The sequence below is a fragment of the Rhabdaerophilum sp. SD176 genome, assembly GCF_030143245.1.
GTDB lineage: Bacteria > Pseudomonadota > Alphaproteobacteria > Rhizobiales > Beijerinckiaceae > Rhabdaerophilum.
Window position 1 is genome coordinate 1 of record NZ_JARJNS010000003.1, and the last position, 20,413, is coordinate 20,413.

Annotated in this window: 23 protein-coding genes; 8 read left to right on the forward strand and 15 right to left on the reverse strand. The window is 60.3% G+C overall.

Annotation, left to right across the window (positions count from 1 at the left end):
• Window positions 1-41: 41 nt before the first annotated feature.
• Genes P0652_RS06775 through P0652_RS06790 form a run of 4 tightly spaced genes read right to left on the reverse strand, consistent with a single transcriptional unit; the run spans window position 42 to window position 3,850 of the window.
• Window positions 42-1,559 carry a hypothetical protein gene (locus tag P0652_RS06775; protein ID WP_284178031.1) on the reverse strand — a complete coding sequence of 506 codons (1,518 nt, stop codon included), beginning with the start codon at window positions 1,557-1,559 and terminating at the stop codon, window positions 42-44.
• The gene (locus tag P0652_RS06780) at window positions 1,559-2,152 is read right to left on the reverse strand and encodes a hypothetical protein (protein WP_284178032.1); all 594 of its coding nucleotides are present in this window, start codon (window positions 2,150-2,152) and stop codon (window positions 1,559-1,561) included. Before P0652_RS06780 ends, P0652_RS06775 begins: the two co-directional genes overlap by 1 nt.
• On the reverse strand, window positions 2,149-3,063 hold the full coding sequence (locus P0652_RS06785) for a nucleotidyl transferase AbiEii/AbiGii toxin family protein (protein ID WP_284178033.1): 915 nt from the start codon (window positions 3,061-3,063) through the stop codon (window positions 2,149-2,151). The genes P0652_RS06780 and P0652_RS06785 overlap by 4 nt, the downstream gene beginning before the upstream one ends.
• A complete protein-coding gene (locus P0652_RS06790) occupies window positions 3,050-3,850 on the reverse strand; it encodes a type IV toxin-antitoxin system AbiEi family antitoxin domain-containing protein (protein ID WP_284178034.1) in 801 nt (266 codons plus the stop codon). The genes P0652_RS06785 and P0652_RS06790 overlap by 14 nt, the downstream gene beginning before the upstream one ends.
• Before the next feature lie 178 nt (window positions 3,851-4,028).
• Here P0652_RS06790 and P0652_RS06795 point away from each other — a divergent pair, with 178 nt between their 5' ends.
• From P0652_RS06795 to P0652_RS06810, 4 genes are read left to right on the forward strand one after another with little or no spacing between them, the layout of a single operon-like run.
• A complete protein-coding gene (locus P0652_RS06795; RefSeq protein WP_284178035.1) occupies window positions 4,029-4,589 on the forward strand; it encodes a hypothetical protein in 561 nt (186 codons plus the stop codon).
• Window positions 4,586-5,959 (forward strand): 7-cyano-7-deazaguanine synthase, encoded by a 1,374-nt coding sequence (locus P0652_RS06800; protein WP_284178036.1) that lies wholly within the window; start codon window positions 4,586-4,588, stop codon window positions 5,957-5,959. The genes P0652_RS06795 and P0652_RS06800 overlap by 4 nt, the downstream gene beginning before the upstream one ends.
• On the forward strand, window positions 5,956-7,137 hold the full coding sequence (locus tag P0652_RS06805) for an XRE family transcriptional regulator (protein WP_284178037.1): 1,182 nt from the start codon (window positions 5,956-5,958) through the stop codon (window positions 7,135-7,137). Before P0652_RS06800 ends, P0652_RS06805 begins: the two co-directional genes overlap by 4 nt.
• Window positions 7,112-7,726, forward strand: coding sequence for a PIN domain-containing protein (locus tag P0652_RS06810; RefSeq protein ID WP_284178039.1), 615 nt, complete (start codon window positions 7,112-7,114; stop codon window positions 7,724-7,726). Before P0652_RS06805 ends, P0652_RS06810 begins: the two co-directional genes overlap by 26 nt.
• 503 nt (window positions 7,727-8,229) lie before the next feature.
• Here the strand turns inward: P0652_RS06810 and P0652_RS06815 are convergent.
• Both P0652_RS06815 and P0652_RS06820 read right to left on the reverse strand, forming a co-directional pair.
• Window positions 8,230-8,871 (reverse strand): dioxygenase family protein, encoded by a 642-nt coding sequence (locus tag P0652_RS06815; RefSeq protein ID WP_284178040.1) that lies wholly within the window; start codon window positions 8,869-8,871, stop codon window positions 8,230-8,232.
• A 125-nt stretch (window positions 8,872-8,996) separates the two neighbouring features.
• Complete coding sequence (locus P0652_RS06820) at window positions 8,997-9,827, reverse strand: SDR family oxidoreductase (protein WP_284178041.1); 831 nt, start codon at window positions 9,825-9,827, stop codon at window positions 8,997-8,999.
• Between the two features lie 84 nt (window positions 9,828-9,911).
• Here P0652_RS06820 and P0652_RS06825 point away from each other — a divergent pair, with 84 nt between their 5' ends.
• On the forward strand, window positions 9,912-10,328 hold the full coding sequence (locus P0652_RS06825; RefSeq protein WP_502947480.1) for a winged helix-turn-helix transcriptional regulator: 417 nt from the start codon (window positions 9,912-9,914) through the stop codon (window positions 10,326-10,328).
• A gap of 2 nt (window positions 10,329-10,330) precedes the next feature.
• Here the strand turns inward: P0652_RS06825 and P0652_RS06830 are convergent, their stop codons facing one another.
• The 9 genes from P0652_RS06830 to P0652_RS06870 all read right to left on the reverse strand — a co-directional run bounded on the left by P0652_RS06830 (window position 10,331) and on the right by P0652_RS06870 (window position 17,714).
• Complete coding sequence (locus P0652_RS06830) at window positions 10,331-11,161, reverse strand: MBL fold metallo-hydrolase (protein ID WP_284178042.1); 831 nt, start codon at window positions 11,159-11,161, stop codon at window positions 10,331-10,333.
• 215 nt (window positions 11,162-11,376) lie between these two features.
• The gene (locus P0652_RS06835; protein WP_284178043.1) at window positions 11,377-11,952 is read right to left on the reverse strand and encodes a fumarate hydratase C-terminal domain-containing protein; all 576 of its coding nucleotides are present in this window, start codon (window positions 11,950-11,952) and stop codon (window positions 11,377-11,379) included.
• Between the two features lie 3 nt (window positions 11,953-11,955).
• Window positions 11,956-12,825, reverse strand: coding sequence for a fumarate hydratase (locus P0652_RS06840; RefSeq protein WP_284178044.1), 870 nt, complete (start codon window positions 12,823-12,825; stop codon window positions 11,956-11,958).
• A 7-nt stretch (window positions 12,826-12,832) separates the two neighbouring features.
• Window positions 12,833-13,600, reverse strand: coding sequence for an enoyl-CoA hydratase/isomerase family protein (locus P0652_RS06845; RefSeq protein ID WP_284178045.1), 768 nt, complete (start codon window positions 13,598-13,600; stop codon window positions 12,833-12,835).
• Complete coding sequence (locus P0652_RS06850; protein ID WP_284178046.1) at window positions 13,597-14,490, reverse strand: amidohydrolase family protein; 894 nt, start codon at window positions 14,488-14,490, stop codon at window positions 13,597-13,599. The genes P0652_RS06845 and P0652_RS06850 overlap by 4 nt, the downstream gene beginning before the upstream one ends.
• Window positions 14,487-15,083 (reverse strand): carboxymuconolactone decarboxylase family protein, encoded by a 597-nt coding sequence (locus P0652_RS06855; protein WP_284178047.1) that lies wholly within the window; start codon window positions 15,081-15,083, stop codon window positions 14,487-14,489. The genes P0652_RS06850 and P0652_RS06855 overlap by 4 nt, the downstream gene beginning before the upstream one ends.
• Complete coding sequence (locus P0652_RS06860; protein WP_284178048.1) at window positions 15,083-16,315, reverse strand: CaiB/BaiF CoA transferase family protein; 1,233 nt, start codon at window positions 16,313-16,315, stop codon at window positions 15,083-15,085. The genes P0652_RS06855 and P0652_RS06860 overlap by 1 nt, the downstream gene beginning before the upstream one ends.
• On the reverse strand, window positions 16,308-16,922 hold the full coding sequence (locus P0652_RS06865) for a glutathione S-transferase family protein (protein ID WP_284178049.1): 615 nt from the start codon (window positions 16,920-16,922) through the stop codon (window positions 16,308-16,310). The genes P0652_RS06860 and P0652_RS06865 overlap by 8 nt, the downstream gene beginning before the upstream one ends.
• Window positions 16,923-16,991: 69 nt before the next feature.
• A complete protein-coding gene (locus tag P0652_RS06870; RefSeq protein ID WP_284178050.1) occupies window positions 16,992-17,714 on the reverse strand; it encodes a GntR family transcriptional regulator in 723 nt (240 codons plus the stop codon).
• A gap of 104 nt (window positions 17,715-17,818) precedes the next feature.
• Between P0652_RS06870 and P0652_RS06875 the strand changes: the two genes are divergently transcribed.
• From P0652_RS06875 to P0652_RS06885, 3 genes are all read left to right on the forward strand, one after another.
• Entirely contained in the window at window positions 17,819-18,799 is a 981-nt protein-coding gene (locus tag P0652_RS06875; protein ID WP_284178051.1) for a Bug family tripartite tricarboxylate transporter substrate binding protein, read from the forward strand.
• Window positions 18,800-18,906: 107 nt separating this feature from the next.
• Window positions 18,907-19,680, forward strand: a complete 774-nt coding sequence (locus P0652_RS06880; protein WP_284178052.1) for an alpha/beta fold hydrolase — start codon at window positions 18,907-18,909, stop codon at window positions 19,678-19,680.
• A gap of 15 nt (window positions 19,681-19,695) precedes the next feature.
• Complete coding sequence (locus P0652_RS06885; RefSeq protein ID WP_284178054.1) at window positions 19,696-20,409, forward strand: dioxygenase family protein; 714 nt, start codon at window positions 19,696-19,698, stop codon at window positions 20,407-20,409.
• Window positions 20,410-20,413 lie beyond the last annotated feature (4 nt).

A 20,413-nucleotide genomic window follows, 5' to 3' on the forward strand; every position in this document is an offset into this window, starting at 1 on the left:
TTCTGGTCTCCTCATGCGGCCAGAACGAACTTCAAGCTGGATTAGGTCAGAGGGGCAACGTCAGTGTTCTGGTAAAATGCATTGAAGGTATCGGACACTGAAGAAATTGCACGGTTAGGCTGAAGACGGGGAAATACGGCGTCGTCATCCTCCTTGTCGACGAAAAGTGCTCCATGCTTTTCGAAGAGCTTCTCAGCTTCCTCCGAAACGCGGTCGCCGGCCATCCAAGCCCCGGGCCAACAGAAAAACTCGGGCCGTTTAAACTTGTCCTCCTGAAATGCGAGGAAATGAGCGAACAGATGCCGGATAACAAAGTTCTCTGGTCCGAAGACATAAGTTTCGTACTCCTGCCGAAGGCTCGACAATCGTCCGCCTGCGGCAAACCAAGATGCGAAAATCTCGGATATCTCCAGTGGTGGAACTTCTTTGGCCGCATGGCAAAGCTGATTGCTAATCGCCACATATTCGTCACGGCTATAGTTTTGAATGAGCGTCTTCAGGCTGGGGAATCGCAGTGCAATCAAACGGCAAAAAAGCACAAAGCGGCCTCCCGGATTGACGTCATGGATAAATGACTCGTAGTTGGGAGCTACCGGAAACGGGAAGCCGCTGCCGGGGTTCAAGGCAAGATCGCAGACCAGCAAAAACAGGCCGATCAATGGATTATCGAACTTATTTGGAGCGTCCGATTCGGTTAGCCGTAAAAATTCCTCGAACGCCCTGACGTATACGCCATGCAGCATTCCGATTGCGCGAAAATCATTCCAGTCGAGCCGATGGCCGCAGGCATGGGAGAGATACTGAATCTGAGAGAAGCACGCTTGCCCCTCAAAGATCTCACGCGCCCCTATCGGCCAGAGCCCAATCGGTGATCCATAATAGTAGCCTTCGACCCGCCTGTCCCTAAGAGAACGAAAGCCATCGGCCCACTCCTTTGGTTGGGAAAACAGCCGGAAGTCTTTATCAACGGTGGACGCCAATTGATTGACCGTATGCGCGTAGGTCATGTGAAATGCGTGACCCACATTCTCAAAGAGATTGCGCTGGATAATTGATTTGGCTGAATCCGGCCCTAGAGTGAAAGTGCGGTAAGCCAGAAGATCGTAGTGGTTGTTTATGATGGTGTTGGCGATTCCCGCAGTCGTCCCAAATCCGGTGGGACCCCGCAGATTGAGCACGCCCGCCTGAGAAAAAACCGACTTCTTAAATCCATCTTGCTCGACAAGTTTCTTCAGATCGAAGTGCGTGCAATGCGATTGTACCGGATAGTTTAGGCTCAGCACGAACCCATAAGTGGTCCCGATATGTTGCCACCAATGAATTGTTTCATGGAGCAGCGTTGACATGGCTTGGGCGCCTTCCAACCCAATAATCCCGTTCGTAGTTATTCCCGGAGCAAAACGTCTCAAAGTTTGATGAACTTTTGGCGAGAGGCGGAGCACGAATTGCAGGGTGTTATAGACACCATGGGCATTGTAAACTGCGGGAAATGCGGGATTTGTTGGGTCCCTCTTTATATCTGCGGATAGTAGTTCTTCGGAGAGCTTCATGCGCGCCATCAAACCTGCAGCTTGCGGATTGCGGCCAAGGCTGCCGTCAGATTGTCGACTTGCAGCCGTTCCAGAATCTTCGCCTCGTATTGTTCGGACAAGCCAGTAACAATTCCGTTCGCCCTTGCCGCAATCAGATAGCTGATGCCGTCTTTGCCATCGCCAACCGTCTTTGCGCTGGCAATAGCCAAATCTGCCAAATGGTCGGCAGAAAGCGGACTTATGTTCGCTGCAATACGTGTCGAAAGAACCAAATCGTAGCCGCCAAAATTCGCCAGTCGTTCAATACGAACCGTGTTCGTGCGATCTACGGCAGGTTCCTTGTAAATGCGATCCGTCCCCACCTTATGAATTTCTCGGCGATAGAGGATGTTAGCTGCAATCTTCTCGGGTGCGCTAATTGTAAAGATAACCGCAGCGACCTGCGCGCCGCCGGACTCCACGGGCACCAGCGTTGCAGCGCCGCCCCGAGTATTGCTTGATCTTGCGTATTCTACAGCAAATGGCGTTCGTATGCCGCGATCGACGCCAGTCGTTACTGCCTCTATCTCCCAGTCTGGGCTATCGATAAGTGATCCAAATGCGAGAATGCCAATTTTCATCTTAGTCGCTCGTCCAACTGATCGATCAGCCGTGCGCGTGCCTCGACAGTAAGCTTGCCCAGGTTTAATTGCTTCCACTGGACAGCAGGCAGGTCGGCAGCTCCCGGAATCCCCAAAAGCGGCCAGTCCGGCTGACCGCGCTTAAACCCCCGAAGAAATTCCTTGTGTCCATCTGGCATGCCTTTTGCCATGGAGACAATAAGCTCCTCGCGGGCAGCTAGCAGCTCATCAAGGGGAACAGGCTCCGCCGTCATGCCGTCGAATCCCTGCGCAAACTCCTGGGAAATATCTTTACGGCGTGGCACGAGCACTTCCGATATCGGCCTGTCATGGCTGATCAGATAGACGATGAAGGCACGCCGCAGATCGTCGCTGATACCCTCGTTAGCCAACAGGTCGCGGATGTCGAAGAGGTCGCGTGGATGCTGCCGGTCCAGCGCAGCCATAATTTTGCCCGCGTAGAGGTCGGCAAACGAAACTACCTGCATTTCCGCAAAGCCGAAGGCATCTTCTACGCCGGGAGAGACAGCACGCATTTCCGGCTCGAAAACACAGCCGCGTAGAACGGGCGTGACTTCGATCTTGATCTGGGCATCAGGACGCTGAACGGTAAGTTTGGTGACGATCTGCTCGCGCGCATTCAGGACTTCGGTTACGCGCAGGCCGCGCATTCTAGCCCGGATGGCCCCAGCAATGCGCTTCATAGCAGCATCGATCGCGGCTAGCGATTCCGGTCGCGGGGCTACGGGCAAATAGGTCAGATCAATGTCGACCGACAGGCGTGGCATGTCCCGGACGAACAGATTGATCGCCGTCCCGCCTTTCAGAGCAAAATCCCGCTCAGCCGCGACGAACGGGATTACTTCGACCAATAGCGCCACCTGGCGGCGATAGCGTTCAGACAGGGGCAACGAGGTCCTCCGGAACGGTTATGAGGTACGTCGGGTCGAGCTTGCCGCCCTTGACCAGCATGCGTTTTCCGGTACCCAGATTTACGATCGTGCGGTCTATCTGCTTCAACCACGCTGGCTGGTGGCGATCGGCGAACCAGAAGAAGAGCCGCTTGACCTTGATGCTGCGGCAGTCGGCGAGCAGCGTCTGGAGCCGTCGCGGGCTCAAGGTCCGCAGCCCCTCCACCACCATGTCGACCTGATGGAAGCTGTCGTGGCTCGGGAGCGCGTCGAGCATTTCGAGTAGCGCGCGCTCCGGCGTCGAGGCTATGAGCGGCCATTCGGCTGGTCCCGGCAATTCCCGCAACGTCCCGGCTTGTAGGGCGTCGGCGCTGGTGGCGAGCGACGAGAACAGGACCTGCGAGCGGTGAAACCGGAACGCTTCTTTCAGCGGAAGTTTGGAAAGCCACCCGGGAGGCGGCTCTGTTCCGTACAGGTGGATTGTCGAGGGGCCGGAGGCAGACAGGTAATGCGTGAACCCTTGCAGGTCGAGCGCAGTACGCCCGCCAACCGCAAGCGCGCGGCCCATCAGCTTTTGCAGCGAAACGACGGTCTTCTGCCAGTCTAACTCGCCAAGCGGGCGCTTGTAAGTGCCACGCACCGGCTGCACCAACCACCCGGCGGAAACATATTGGCTGCGCAAGCTCGTCGAGTAGCCATGGCGCTCCATCCATGCCGCATCGGCCAGTAGGCCCTCCGGCAGGGTGCGTTCGAGCTGGTTTAGCTTCCCTGTGTTTCGCTCAGTCATACTTAGTAAAATAGCACAGATTCAAACTGACTCCAAGGTTTGAAAGATGGGCTCATTGCGTAGCCCAGCTTAGCAAAGAACAGGGTTATCAAACCGACCGGTCGCGCTCAAACAGGACTCACACAGAATTTGACATTGTCAGCATTTTTGAATTAAGCTTCTGACATGGAGAATCGCCATGAGTGACGGGCCTCATAGAAGTCTGCCGATGCGGCGGCACTGGAAAAACCTCGCGGAGCGGGCAGCAAAGGCCGCGTACTCCGCGGATGAGGTATGTGAGGCTCTGCCCATTGCTCTGCAAAGGGATTTGCGTGAAGCCCCGCTCGCCGCGATCCGGGACATCTTCAGCGGCGATCAAGGCTCCCTTTTCGCCAACAACGAGATCAAACGGCTGGAAGCCGTCCGCCAGGCAAGCACGCGCTCGGCGGCATGCAACCTTGTCATCGACTGCGCCATCCACGCCGTCAGCGGCGGCCTGACCGGCGAAGCTGCCTTCCGGGCAACGCTGGAGAACGCCTGCGAAGCGCAAGTGCGCAGCCAGTTCCGCAGCGTCGAGGAGCATTACTACCGCGAGGCCAGCCCGCGCAGCGCCGGGTACGTGCGCGACCGGCTCGATGCCGCGCGCCAGCAATGCGACTTCAAAACCGTCGCTTCGGGCTTCATGGCGGGCGCGAAACCGCCGCGCGGCGCGGCGCACCTCCCCCGCCATACCGGCCTTGATGAAGGGCCGACCCTATGAACGCTGAACCCTATTTCATGCGGATGCCCGCGAAGAACATCGACGTCGTCGAACCAGGCCGTCGCGCCCGCAGAGACCACATCGCCTTCGAACTCGGCCGGGATGTCAGCTTCTCGACGGCGGCGCTTGAAACCTTCGCGTTCGCGCGGTGGGAGTCTGTGACGCACGATGCGCTGGTCGTCGCCGCTGCCGTTGAATATGCCGACAAGATCGTTAAACGCGCGCCGCATGGCTGGGGGCGCCGCCTGACCCTGCGCATTCCCGTCCACGATCCTGCACGCTGGAGCGCGGCGGACGTTTCGGGGGCCCTGCATGATGCGCTCGGATTTTTGACCGGCGATATCTGGGCAATTAGCTTTGTAAGGCGCACCAAACCTCAACCCAACCTTCCACTTAGCATGCTTGCCCTCACGATACCGACGCAGGCCATCCTTGCTTTCAGCGACGGAATGGACTCGCGCGCGGTCGCGGGGCTCGTCGGCGCAAAACTTGGCGAAAAGCTCGTTCGAGTCCGTGTCGGCACGAAGACGTCGGACCGTCCGCGCGAGAAGGGCAAACGCGAGCCATTTACTGCCGTACCCTATGATGTGGCGTCTGACATGCCGAACCGAGAAACCAGCGCGCGCACGCGCGGATTCAAATTCGCAATCATCAGCGGCATTGCCGCTTATCTGACGGACGCTGCCGAGATTGTGATCCCGGAGAGCGGTCAGGGCGCTATCGGCCCGGCCCTACTGACGGTGGGCCACGCCTATCCGGACTTCCGTAACCACCCGCGCTTTACGCGGCTCATGGAGCGTTTTCTGAAAGCCCTTCTCGACAAGGATGTGCGCTACGTCTTCCCCCGCATCTGGAACACCAAAGGCGAGACGCTGCGCGCGTATGTGTCGATCGATAACACCGACGCGTGGCGCAAGACGAAATCCTGCTGGCGCAACAACCAGTGGAGTTCGATCAACGGTAAACAGCGGCAATGCGGCGTCTGCGCCGCCTGCATGTTGCGGCGCGTCAGTGTACACGCTGCTGGCCTGACCGAGCCGCCAGAAACGTATATCTGCTCGGACATGACTTCAGCCACGCTTGAAGGAGCTGCCGAATTGGGTTTCACGAAAACCGGGGGCGCGTTCCGGCAATATGCGCTGGCCGGCATCCTCCACATGGACCACCTCGCGGATATGGCGTCAGCGGAGCAGCGATCTGAAATTACCCGGCACGCAGCGACACTGGGCCCCGCTCTCGGGCTGAGCCCGCAGGAGGCGGGCGAACGGCTGATCACCCTGCTGAACACGCATGCAGAAGAATGGAAGTCCTACATGAATTCGCTAGGAGCGCACTCGTTCGTAAGACAATGGGCGCGGACTGCACAATGACCGATAACGCTGAAAAGCTTTCCGATCTGGAGATTGGCGAGAGGCTGCGGGTTGCACGCGAGAGCGAGAAATTCACGCAGTCGGCGGCGGCAGAAGCCATTAATGTCGCGCGCACGACTATCGTCGCCATCGAAAAGGGTCAGCGGCGTGTGCGAATGGACGAGCTCCAGAAGCTCGCGACCCTTTACCGGACTTCAGCGAATGCCATCCTACGGCGGGAAGCCGTGCATCTCGACATGGTGCCGCGCTTTCGGAAGCTGCCGCAAAGCGGCGGCGACGCCATCGAGAATGCCGCCCGCCTTCTCAACGACCTTGTCCGCGCCGAAGTCGAACTTGAGAACGCGCTTGGTATAAAACGAGCCCGCAACTACCCGCCGGAGCGTCCTATCCTCCCGGGTGATGTTCGCGCGCAGGCCGAGCAAGATGCGCAGGAGCTGCGCGACTGGCTCGGTCTGGGTCCAGGGCCAGTGCTTGATATCGTGTCGATCCTCGATCAGCTCGGCATCCGCGTCTATGTGCGGCGGCTTGATGGAAAAGTGTCGGGTCTTTTTGCCTATGACGATGCGGTCGGGGCCTGCATCCTTCTGAATGCGAGCCATCCGCCTGAACGATTCCGGCAGACTGGGATTCACGAGTTGGCCCACTTCATATCGGCGCGCGGCCAACCTGAAGCACTGACCGAGGATGAGAAATTTTCATCGCGGGAAGAACGCTATGCTGCGGCCTTCGCTCCTTCATTCCTCGCGCCCGCCCGCGCCGTCCGACAGCGCTTCGCAGAGCTTACGGCGGGACAATCGCACCTGACGCGCCGACATATCATCCTTCTCGCGCATGATTTTGGTCTTTCCTCACAAGCCATGGTGCGCCGATTAGAGGACTTGTCTCTCGCAAAAGGCGGGACGTGGGACTGGTTTCAAAACAACGGCGGCATCACCAGCGAACAGGTACGGCAGGTGTTGGGCGAACTGCCGGATCGCAGGATGAATGCCGTTGAGGCGCATAGCTTTGTGCCACCTCGCCTCGCACTGCTCGCACGAGAGACGTGGAAGCGCGGCTTCTATAGCGAAGGCCAGCTGGCGCGTCTTCTGCACCTTGACCGGCTTGACATCAGAGAGGTCCTCGACGGAGCGGAAATGGAGGAAAGTGAAGCGAATGAGCTCTTCAAACTTCCTCACTGATCCCCGTTCTGTTCTCGTGACCGATGCCAGCGTCGTGATCAATCTCAACGCGACCGGATACGCGCGTGCCATCATTACAGCCTTTCCGAACAGGTGGGTTATAACGGCGAACGCACTGGCGGAACTGCTCAGCGGAATGCGGAACGGGCATAACGATGCTCGGGCTCTTCAAGAGCTGATCGACGCTGGTATTATCGACGCTGTCAGCCTTGGAGATCATGGGGGTAAAGTTTACGAAACACTGATCGACGGCTCTGCCCTGCGCACGCTGGACGATGGCGAAGCGGCAACGATAGGCTATGCGCAAGAGGTCGGGGGGATCGCCCTTATCGATGAGCGCAAGGCCATGAACCTCTGCGCCGACAGCTTCCCTGAACTCCTCGTGGTCCCGACGGTCCAGCTGCTTATGCATGAAGCCGTGATCCGCGCTCTCGGGCGCCAGGGCCATGTCGACGCTGTCCTTGGCGCGCTGCAAAAGGCTCGGATGCGCGTGCCGCCAGATCAGATCGCCCGGGTCTTAGCGATTATCGGGGAAAAAAGCGCTGCCTCGTGCCCGAGCTTACCGAAGGCGGCGCGATCCGCCTTGTAGGGGACGGCACGCGCAAGGTGAGAAATCAACAGGCTCACCGTGGAAGTAATATTGGTCCAACACCTCATTTTTTGTGCAGGCACAAAAAATGATCGTCAATTGCATCGCAATTGACTTCAATTAATCGGAAATTTAGAAAAATGGCGGGTCATTGCATACGCAATTTCCCGTACACGCGGCTTCGCCGCACGCCCTTTCAGGCGTGGTGTTTTTCTTGATACCTAAACGGCCAGGCGACTGCAATGGGGCCGATTGCTGACTGGCAGGTTCTGGCATAGTGATGGGGAATGCGGAAACCAAGTCGCATAAAAGACACCGCGCATACTCCCGCGATATTGATCGAGGAATTGCGCGCCGGGTTTATCAAATCCCATTCCCATCTCGTCATCGGTAAGGCGTGCGTTTTAACGGGCAGGCCGCTGGTTATTGACGCTGACATCAATTTTTGCTGTACGCGACACGACCAGATCAGTCCGTAACACCGATGTGCAGCCGAGCGCGCATCACTCCATCACAAGGATTTTTTCCGCGCTTAACTCGCTGCTCGTTCGTGGTGTTGCCGTCAGCAGGATGGCCGAAAGTCTGTTGCCCAGCCTGCGCGTCAGGAAATCCTGCGCCAGCCTCTCGTCCCCCTCGAAGTAGAGCTGGGTTGTCAGGGTTTTGCCGTCGCGCCGGATGACTCGGATATGGAGATGCCTTGGCCTTGTGCCATAAAATCCGGGCATGATCGTTCGAAATTCGAAGTTTCCCGTGCCGTCGGTCGTCAACTGGCCGAAAAACTGGAATGCCCTGTCGCGCTGTTCCGTCCGGGAATCATTCGGATGCATGTAGATACCGTTCCTGTCCGCCTGCCACAACTCGACGACAGCAGCGGAGACAGGGCGGCCACGCTGGTCAATCACACGCCCGTGCAGGACGAGGATGGTGCCCGCCGCGACCGTCCCGGATCCGACTCGCGTGAGGTCATTGTCGTGATCAGCCGGCTTGGCGACCGGATAATACGGCCCTTCCATCTGGGATGGCGTGAGCGCGAGCGGCTGCGATTCGCCGGAAGCCACGGCATTCGGTAGCGGCTGCGCCAGAACCGATCCCGCAACAAGCGTGAGGGCAAGCGCAGCTGCTGCGATTTTCACAGGCGTCTTCATGGACATTCTCCCCGGTTCATGGCCAGTCCCGCTCGGCCGTTCAGGGGCCGGCCGAGACCTTACCTTGTGGCCCGGGCGAGACCTGAGCCTGTCGCCTGATGTCTCGCCCGGGCCAAAGCAGTGCATTACAAGGCGCCCGCGATCGTCTCGGAGATCGGCGTCGTCGGGCGACCGATCAGGCGTGAGAGGGTGCGGCTTTCATCGTAGAGCGCCCCATCGGCGGCGCGGGCATCGCTGTCGGCGAGGGCAATCGCAAACCGCTCGGGCAATCCGAAGCCCATGAGTGCTTGCGCATATTCGGCCTGCGACAAGTTCACATAGGCGATGGGCTTCCCCGAGGCCTTGGTAACAGCGGCGGCAAGATCGGCCCCGGTATGGGCTGTGTCTCCGGCGAGTTCGTAGGTTCGGCCGGTATGGGACGGGTCGAGTGCGGTCACGACAATCGCCTCGGCATAATCCTTGCGCGCGGCAGAGGATACGCGCCCGTTGCCCGCTGCGCCGATGATCGCACCATGCTCGATCGCGGCGCCCAGAGCACCGGTAAAGTTCTCTGTATACCAGCCGTTGCGCAGGATCGTGACGGGGATGCCACTCTCGCGGAGCGCTGCCTCGGTTGCAATATGGTCCTGCGCGAGGACCATCGGCGATGCGTCACCTTTCAGGATCGAGGTGTAGAGGATACGGCCGATCCCGGCCGCCTTGGCTGCGGCAATCGCCTTGCGATGCTGACCGGCGCGGTCGTTGAAGTCGCTTGAGGAGATGAGGACGAGCGTATCAACCCCCACCAACGCTGCGGCATCGGCATGGGCGTAATCGAAAGCCCGGGTCTCGACGGCAAGGTCAGCGGCCCTGGCGGGATCGCGTGCAAGGGCGATGATCGGGGCGCTGCGGACCTTGAGCGCCGCAATGACCAGACGGCCGAGCTGGCCGGTTGCGCCGGAAATGGCAATATTCATGTCAGGATCTCTATTGTGCGAGTTTCGATGGATGGTAGATAATTCGCTTGATAACTTTTCGTAAGTACGCACAAGAATGTTAGTATGAAAAACCATCCTTCGACAGAATCCGGGGACCGGCTCCCGCTCTCCGTCATCCTGGAGCGTGGCAATCTGCGTGGCGACCTCATGGCCGAGGCTTGCCCTTCACGCGAGGTTCTCAAGCATTTGACCAGCCGGTGGGGCGTGTTGGTGCTGATCGCGCTTGAGGGCCGGACCCTGCGTTTCAGTCAGATCCGCCGGATGATCGGCGGGGTCAGTGAACGCATGTTGGCACAGACACTGAAATGGCTTGAAGGGGACGGGATCGTCCACCGTGTCGCGTTTGATGTGGTGCCGCCCCATGTCGAGTACAGCCTTACGCCGCTTGGTCTGGAGGCAGCAGAGAAGGTTCGCGTTCTGGCAGATTGGATCGAGACCAGCGTTCCCCGTTTTGTCGAAACTTGGCAGCAGCCCCGATAAACTCAGTTGGCTTTCTTCTGCCGCTCGACGATCAGGCGTTTTTCCGCGCCGGCCTGCAAGCCATCGAGTTGATGACGAAAGCCCGCAAGGTCGACAAGTGGATGGGCTTCACCGGCCTTTCGTGACCTGATCCGGTCCTTCGCCTCGGTCAACCCGTTTGAAAACGGATGGGTCGTCAGGTGAAGATCAATAGGCCTGCTGCCGGTCTCCGTCAGTGCGCGGATACGCTTGATGCTGGCAATGAACGCCTCCACCTGCTCCGGTCCCTGGATCGCATTGAGGCCAAGGCCACCCACAGTGAAGGCACGATAGGTCCTGGAGCCATCCTGCGCATCAAAAGCAAAGGAGGCCGTCCCGAAAGTGTGGCCCGGCGTCTTGTAGGTCTCGATCGCGACATCGCCGCCCTTGACCGTTTGCGCATCCTGCAAAACGAGATCGCGCTCGATCATGGCCCAGGGATTCCGACCAGAAGCCACGGATTGCCGGGATGCTTCGAAGGCTTCGGTCCAGCCTTCCTCGGTCATCGCAAATTGAGTGCCCGGGGGCAGGGCAGCCTTTAGCCTGGCCATGCCGCCGGCATGATCGAAATGGCCGTGCGTGACGACCACCAGCTTGATATCCTTCGGGTCCAACCCGACGGCCTTGATGTTCGCGAGGAGTTGGTCAGTGAACGGGCCATACAAGGTGTCGATCAGCACATGGCCTTTGGCGGACGTGATGAGCCAGGCCGAGACCCAGCAAATGCCGACGTAATAGACATTGTCGAACGCCTTGTAGGGCTCGATCCGCTGGAGAGCGGCATCCGACAGGAACCGCCCGAGATCGGGTGGCATCCGTCCAGTTTCACCGAACAGGCTGAAGGCCGCCATCAACGGCGGAGACTCGCATCGCGTTGTGATCGGTGCGGCAGGTGCAGCCACCGGGGCCGATTGGGCAAAGGCCGGAGCAAGGCTCATTCCCAACATCAGGGAGCTGACAGCGGCGGATCGAAACATTCGCGTTACTTCCTGACTTTTGAGCTGTGCGTGGCGTGATCGACAGGCGGCTTTCATTCAGTTTGGCTGGCCTTGATCGTCTCGTAGAGGCTCACCCCATGCGCATCGATCGCAACCGTAACCGGGCCGAGATTTTCCACCTCGAGCCGGACAAGCCGGTAATGGATGAGCATGTCGCTCCAGCCGACCTCGATGACGCGGCGGATGGCTTGGGTGTGCAAGGTCGCCCCGCCGCCGAGGAACGAGAGATAGACCCCGCCGACCTCCTGCAAGGCCTCCACACAAGGGCGATCGAGCCCCCCCTTGCCGCCGACCGCGTGCCAGTTGAAGCCCTTGATCAGGCGCGGCATCACTGCATTGAAGCGCGTGCTGGTTGTCGGATTGAGGTAGAGAATCTCGAATCCGCCGCTTTTTTCCTCGCTGTAACTGCCGAGATGAAAGACCGAGGCGCCGTCCAGATCCATCGGCATGGGCTCCGCGCCATCGAGGCAACCCAGAAGCCGGTGATGTGTAGGCAGCCCAGCTGTCACGACGATCTCGCCGCTCATGACAACCATGTCGCCAGCCCGCAGGGTGCGGGCGGATTCGGCGCTGAGCGGAAAGGTGAGATGGTGCGTCCGGATGGCCATGGATTACTCCACCACCTCAACCCGGCCATCGTTGTGCAAGCGCGCGCGGGTTCGGCGGTTGATCCAGCAATTGAAGGTGACGGCAACCGGCGTGAAGCCGTGGCCCGCAGCGTAGTCGACATGAACTGCCGTGGCAGTGGAGTCGCCGCCCGTTCCCATCGGCCCGAAACCAGTCTTGTTTACGGCAGTGAGAAGGCGCTGCTCCATCTCGGCCACCATGGCTTCGGCATGGGACTGGCCGATGGGGCGAAGGGTCGCCTCCTTGGCAAGCTTGCAGGCATAATCGAAGGTGCCGCCGATGCCCACGCCAACCACCACCGGCGGGCAGGGTTGCGAGCCCGCCTTCCTCACGACGTCCAGCACATAGGCCTCGATGGTCGGAATATCCGGAAAGCTGAAGATTTCCATCGCCGACCAGCGCCCCGAGCCCAAGGCCTTGGGTGAGCATGTGATGTCGATGAAATCACAATCATCGACCATATCGAAAGTGACGATGGGCATATGCCGCCCGCTATGCCCGCGTTCCAGCGTCAGTGGATTGGTGACATGCGGCAGCAAAGGGGGCTGGATGCTGGCGACAAGCTCGGCGAACCCATCGACAATTGCCTTGCGGACGTTGCCCTCGAAGCGGGCCTGTGTGCCAACCTTGATGACATAGACCGGCACGCCGGAATCCGAACAGACAAACCGCCAGGATTTCTCTGCCTGATCCGCGCTTTTCAGCATGGTCTGCAAGGTGTGGCGCGCGGTCTCGTTGGTCTCGAGACTGTCAGCCCTGCTGAGCGCGGCTTTCGAATCCTTGGGGATGAACCGCAGCGACCGATCATAGAGATCGGCTGTGACACGCTTGATTGTTTCCGGAGTGATGGCCATCGCAGCCTCAGAAAGCCGGCTTGCGCTTTTCGGCGAAGGCGCGCTGCGCTTCGCGAAAATCGTCGGTGGTTGCAAGCATGGCGGTTTGGGATTGCTCGAACTTGTATCCCTCTTGCAACGGCAGATCTTCCGTCACGAGGAAGGATTTCTTGGCAGCACGCACGGCCGCGGGGCTTTTCGCCGCAATCTCCCGGGCGATGGCCCGAGCAGCCTCGAGCACCTCGGCGCGCGGGACGGACAGCGACGCCACATTCATCCGCAAGGCTTCCGGCCCGGAAATGCGGCGTGCCGTGTAGATCATCAGCCGCGCATCGGATTCGCCAAAGTGGCGGCGGATATGGCTGACACCGCCAGCCAGCACATAATCAACCTCGGTCATGGCGAGATAAGCCTCGTCGGCCATCACGATGATGTCGCAGACCAGAGCCAGAACGCAGCCGGCGCCGATCGCCGCGCCATTGACTGCGGCAATCACCGGCTTCGGGCATTCCATCACGCAGTTGAAGGCTTCGCGCACCTTTCGGCTATGCGTGGGATAGGCGCCTGCCACCTGAGGATCCGGCCGGTCCTTGAGGTCTGCCCCGGCCGAGAAGATCTTGCCTGCGCCCGTCAGCACGATGGCCCGAACGTCGGGCCGTTCGCCCAGACTGTCGAACAGGCCGGTAATCTCCTCGCGAAACGCGCGGTTCTGCGCATTCACGGGCGGCAAATTGATCGTGACTGTCGCCACATGATCGGCAATCTCGACCGAAAAGGCTTGGTAAGGTTCTGTCATGGCGCTGCCTTGTCGAGGGATCTGAAACCGTAAAGCGCCTGCGGGTTCTCGACGAGGATGCGCTGGATCAGGGCTGGATCAGCCGTCCAGTCCGCGAACAGGTCGAGCATCGCCCCGGCATCGGGCGCCGGCTGAAGGCGCACATAAGGCCAGTCCGATCCCCAGAGGAGATATTCGGGATTGGCGGCGATGCAGGCATCATGGAAGGGGCGTGCGTCGCGATAGCCGGGCGCATCCTTGGCGACCCGGCACAGGGTCAGCTTCACCCAGACCGACCCGTCGCGCAGCGCATTCAGCACGGCCTGGAAGGAGGGCGCATCGGGTCCCGCAGGCACATCCGGGCTCGCCAGATGATCAAGAACAAGCGGCAAGCCCAGCTTGGAAAGTTCCGGAAGGTGCTCCGCATAGGTTGCCGCGCTGGCCCAGAGCTGCGCATGCAAGCCATGCTCCCGCATCCGGGGCGCAAGTCGGGCCAGGGCATCGAAGCCCACGCTTCCGGGATAACGCTGCCCCGTTGGCGCACGCATTTCCACGAAACGCAGCCCCTTGACCCCGCGCGCTGGCCAATCAGCCAGGGTTTCCCCGCTCACTGTCTCATCGGCGATGGCGATGGCCTTCAAGGCACCGTTCGATTGTGAAACGGCATGGAGCATGGCGGAGGCATCCATGCCATAGGGCGCGGGCTGGACCAGCACACCACGGCTGATCCCCATGGCCGCCCGTGCTGCCGCATGGATCGAGGGCGGAGCATCGGGCAAGGCATAGGTCGATGCCTCGCCCGCCGGAAAGATGTCGAATGGGCCAAAAACATGGCTATGCGCATCGCAGGCCCCAGGCGGCGCAGCAAAGCGTGGTGTGTTGACCAGCGGTGCCGGCGCGATCTCCGTCATAGGCGCTTCGCCTCTGGCAGAACCGTCAGTCCTTCGGACGCAATCGGGGTAAACGGCGGCGTTTCGCCTTCCGGCAGTGGAATTTCATGCACATTCAGTGTCATGGAGACCATCGTGTAATACCCGATCACAGCGGTCAGTTCGACGACGCCCTGAGCGCCATGACGCGCCACGATGCGACCATAGACTTCCCGCCCCACCGTGCCGGTCATTTGAAGCTGGCGCGCGAACTCGTAGATGTCTGCCTCGGCATGATCGCCAAATTCGGGTGCCTTACCCGCATGAATCGCCGCAATGATGGTCTTGGCAATGCCGGCTTTGGCTGCGGCTTCAGCATGAACCCACCATTCGACCTGGCTTGTCCAGCGACGTGCCGTGACGATGATCGCCAGCTCCTTGTGTGCGGATGGCAAGCAGGTGCGATAGCGCAGATACTCTCCAAAGCTCGACCAGAGCACCGCCAGTTCGGGACTGTGAATGACAGCACGAAGCGGGCCGATCATGCGCCCCCGCGGGCCGGAAACCACGGAATCATACAGGCGGCGCTGCGCTTCGTTCATCTCGTCCGGGCCGGGAAGCGGAATGCGCGGCATCAGATCTTTCCCCTGGACTTGAAGTCAGCAATTGCGCTTTCCGAGAAACCCAATTGCAACAGCACCTCATGTGTATGCTCACCCAACAGCGGCGCAGACCGCGAGAAGCGCAAGGGCGCATTCTCGAAACGCAGCGGGCTGACGACGTGCCGAACCGTTCCTGCCAGCGGATGCGGCAGATCCCGTACCATCTCGCGATGCCGGATCTGCGGATCGGCCAGAACATCAGGGACGGTATTGATCGGTGCAGCCGGAACACCGGCGGCATCAAGTCGCGCGATAAGATTATCCCGCGAAAAGGTCCTGAACCGGGCGGTCAGCAGTTCGGTGAGCTCGGGATTGTGCTTCACGCGGCCGGCATTGATCGAGAAGCGTTCATCCGAAGCCCATTCGGGATGACCGATCACGTCGCAGAGCTTTGCGAATTGCCCATCATTGCCAACGGCAAGCACGAGGAACCCATCCGCGCAGGGGAAGACATCCTGTGGCTGGATGTTGGGGTGCCGGTTGCCGCCCCGCTGGGGGACGCGTCCTCCGACGAGATGGTTCATCGCTTGGTTGGCGAGGAAAGCAGCCTGCACATCCAGCATGGCCAGATCGATCACATCGCCGAGGCCGGTCTCATTGCGCCGCGCCACTGCCGCGAGAATGGCCACGGCGGCATACATGCCGGTCATGAGGTCCACGATGGGCACGCCCACCTTCTGCGGTCCGCCGCCCGGCTTGTCGTCGCGCTCGCCGGTCACGCTCATCAGACCGCCCATGGCCTGGATTGCAAAATCATAGGCGGCCTGATCCTTGCGGGGGCCGTCCTGCCCGAAGCCTGTCACCGAGCAGTAGATCAGACGCGGATTCTCCGCGCGAAGACTCGCGGCATCCAGCCCGTAGCGCTGGAGCGTCTCGGCCTTGAAATTCTCGATGACGATGTCTGCGGTGCGGGCCAATTGCCGGATGATATCCTGTCCTTCAGGGGCCGAGATATCCACCGTAACCGAGCGCTTGCCGCGATTGACCGACAGGTAATAGCCGGATTCCCGGGTGGTCGATCCGGCTTTGTCCTTGAGAAAGGGGGGCCCCCAGCTTCGCGTATCGTCGCCCGCGCCGGGGCGCTCGATCTTGATGACATCGGCGCCGAGGTCAGCAAAGATCTGCGTGGCCCATGGCGCGGCCATGATACGGCTGAGATCCAGCACCGTCAGATGCGAAAGCGGGCCGCTCCGTTCCTCAGGCATCGACGATCTCCGTCGCCCGGGCTGAGGCGCGGCTTGCAAATGTTTGGTGCCAGCCGGCGAGGCTTGGCCTCGTCTTGCGCCAATCAAGATCGCCGAAGCGGAAATCGACATAGGACAGGCAGCAGCCGACGGTGATCTGAACGATATCGAATGGGCTTGCGTTAAGAAGATCAGCCGCTTGCTCGAGCCGGTCGAGCCCCGCACCAACGCGAAGCTCGAAACTCGCCAGCAAGGCAGGCGTCTGCCGTTCGACAGGTTTTTCACGCTCATTCCGCCAGAGGATCAGGAGATCAAGCAGGCCGTCGGCCAATGCATGATCGGTCAGAGCCTGCCAACGCGCTTCTCCCGCTACAGGAAACAGCCTTCCCCCACCGGCCCGATCATCCAGATATTCGCAGATGGTCAGGGAATCGAACAGCACCCGGCCATCGTCGAGCACGAGTGTGGGAATCTTGCTTAGCGGGTTATCCGCCATGATGTCCGGATTGGGCTTTGTCATCATGGCGACGCTTCTCACCAGCGAGATCTGCCCGGCCAGCCCAAGTTCGTGAGCTGCGATCATGACCTTGCGAACATAGGGCGAGCGGGGCGACCAGTGCAGTTTCATGAATATCTCCAGATCTTTGTCGCCTGAATTGCAAACTTCTGAGGCGCGCGGCCTCCATCGCGCCGACGCCTAGCGCAGCTTCATGTCCAGCCGCACGAGATCACCGCGATAAATTCCATCCGCCAGAAGCACGACGAATCCGTCGCGATCGACCGCCGTGCGCTGGACGAATGCGACCGGAGAATTGAGTGGCAATTCGAGAAGCTTCGCGGTTTCGATATCCGCTCCGCCGATTGTCAGGGTCTGCCGCGCATCGGTGATCTCAATGCCTGGCACATCGGCCACCAGTTTCAGTGCGGTCTTGGTACGGATGTCGTCCTCCGAGATTCGGGACCGCAGGCGCTCGTCAACAAATACTTCAGCCAGCAGGAAGGCCTCGCCCTCACGCGAGTGACGCCGCCGCAAGCGCCGATAGCCTGTGGCTGGTTCGCCGATGGCATGCGGGAAACTCGCCGGCATCTCGTTTGGCTGATCGTCGAGGATCTCGATGGTGGCGCCATCGCGGGCGCGCAAGAGGCCGGCGAAGTTCGTTTCCATCGTCAGCCACAATTGATCCTTCGGCTGCCAGCGTACGAAGGTACCCTTGGCCCGGAGCCGCTCGATCATCTGCTCCTGCTCGAGAATGCCCAGAGCCTGGCGCAGGGTGGCGCGCGCCACGCCGGTTTCCGCCGCCAGTGTGTCCACGGTCGGGATCTGCTCGCCGTGCTTCCACTGCCCTGTCTCGATCTTCCGACGAAACATGGTCGCTAACTGGATGTAGCGAGGGATAGGGCTCTGGTTGAGCGTATTCATGACTTTCCCGACTTCCTGACGTTGCGTGGCACATTGCCCCCTTGCCCATAAAAGGTCAATAGTATAGCTGTTTGATGAAATAGCGAACAATCAGGGAGGCAAGAATGAAATCGGACCGTATGAAATGGGGTGCCGCTATTGTAGCTGGTCTTATGGCCGTTGGAATAGCCCTGCCTGCGACCGCCCAGGAATATCCGGTCAGGGCCATTACGCTCGTTGTCCCGTTCCCGCCGGGTGGCTCCACCGATATCGCTGGCCGCTTCCTCGGCGAGAAAATGTCCGAGATTCTCAAGCAGCCGGTCATCGTTGAAAACCGGGCCGGCGCAGCCGGAGCGGTCGGCATCCGTGCCGTCGCCAGCGCTCCACCCGACGGATACACGCTGGGTGTCAGCGGCGTTGGCCCCTCCGCCATTCTCCTCGCTCTCGGGCGCGATATCGGCTACGACCCCTCGAACCTCACCTATATCGGCCATATGGGATCGACTGCGCTGCTGCTGGGCGCGCGAACGGATCTCAATGTGAAGTCACTGGCCGACATGACGGCTCTGGCGAAATCCAGGCCAGGAGCCCTCAATTTCGGCACATCGGGTGCCGGTTCTCCCGGCCATCTCGCGATGGAACTGCTGTTGTCCCGGATCGGCGTGACGATGAACCATGTTCCCTATCAGGGGAACGCGCCGCTTCTGAATGATCTCATTGGCCGCCATGTTGACATCGGTGTGCTGACCATGCCGGGGACACCCGAGCATGTGAAGGCCGGCAAGGTGCAGGGAATCGTTGCGCTCGGCGGCGAACGGACGACGGACCTGCCGAACCTGCCAACCGTCCGGGAATCAGGGGTGCCCGATTACGCGGTTGAGCTCTGGAACGTGCTGGTTGGGCCGAAGGGATTGCCGCAGCCTGTTGTCGACAAGCTTGCGGCAGCGCTGGCGACCGCAATGGCCGATCCAGAAGTGCGCCGGAAGCTTGTCGCCAGCAGCATTATCCCCGTCACCATGTCGCCGACCGAAGCCCGTGCTCTGGTCGAACGTGAGACCGTCACCTGGACGGCTGTCGTCAAGGCTGCCGGTGCGAAGGTTCGGTGAGTTGGCCGTGCCATATATCGCCCCGAGCTGTGAGGTGTCCCATGAGGCTTTTCTGGATAGCCTTCCTGTTGATCGGGCTCGCTACTGCGCATGCTCAGGCGCCGAAAATGCGTGAGATCGTGACCTACGATCATGTCTCGATCGACCTAACCTCGGAAGGGTCAGGCCCGCTGATCGTTCTGCTCCCGTCACGCGGTCGGGACCTAGATGATTTTGATATTGTTGCAGCAGGCCTTGCACAGGCGGGGTTTCGGGTCCTGCGGCCACAGCCGCGCGGCGCGGGGGCCAGCAAGGGCCCCTCGGATGGCATCCGGATGCAGGATCTCGCCCGTGATGTTGCCTTTGTCATCGAGCGTGAAAAAGCCGGGCCTGCTGTGATTGTCGGGCATGCCTTCGGCAATTGGGTAGCTCGAATGGTGGCGACGGATCACCGCCATCTGGTTCGCGGTGTGGCTTTGGTCGCCGCTGCCGCCAAGACCTTCCCCGACAGTTTGCGTGCGGACGTCCAGCAATCCGCCAACGCAGCTCTTCCGAACGCAACGCGTCTCGAAGCCTTGCGCAGAGGGTTCTTCTTCCCCGGGCATGACGCTTCCGTCTGGCTACATGGCTGGGCGCCGGAGGCCAACCGTATCCAGGGCCTCGCATCGGCGGCAACAAAGCAGGCCGAGTATTGGCAGGCTGGTGGCGTGCCAATCCTCGACGTTGTGCCGGATTCAGATCCGTTTAAGCCGAAAGAAAAGTGGTTCGAGAGCCGCGAGGAATTCGGTGATCGCGTCACGGTGACCATCATCCCGAACGCCAGCCACGCGCTGATCCCCGAACAGCCTCAAGCGGTGGTCGAAGCCGTTGCGTCCTGGGCCCGGCGACTGCCGCAACCATAACCGCAGGGGAGCGACATGAGCGATTGGCAACCATCCAACCATTTCCGGCCTTGGCCGGAGGGTGTTGAACCGAGTGTCCCGATCGAGGGATACCCCAACACTTGGACCTTCACGCCGCAGCGCGCGGCCTTCCCAAGACCCTTGACGCGCACCGAGGCGACTGGCCCGACTGAGCTTTGGCGCAAGCTGCCCTGCGGAGACAACAATCTCGCTGTGCTGCGGCCGGGGAGGATGGCTCTCGGTCAGTTCATGCGGATCTCAGGCCGGGTTCTTGGCGAAGACAGCCGTCCGATCCCGGGTGCGATCGTGGAACTTTGGCAGGCCAATGCCGCCGGTCGCTATGCACATTCGCATGATGGCAGCAAGGCACCGGTTGATCCTGACTTCCTAGGCCATGGCCGTGTCTTCTCGGACGAAGAAGGGCGCTACACTTTCTTCACCATAAAGCCCGGGGCCTATCCCGTTCCGGTCAAGGATGCCTGGTGGCGCCCTCCACATGTTCACTTTTCGGTTGTTGGCCCGTCATCGTTGTCGCGGCTTGTGACACAGATGTATTTCCCGGGCGACCCGCTGAACGAATGGGATCGCATCCTTCAATCGATACATAGCTCCGTGGCCAGAGCGCGGCTTGTTGCCCGGCAGATCCATCCCTCGGAGGCTGGAGACACCTTCCTCGCCTACCATTTCGATATTGTGCTGCGCGGGGCGCTTGCGACGCCGGAGGCCTGAGATG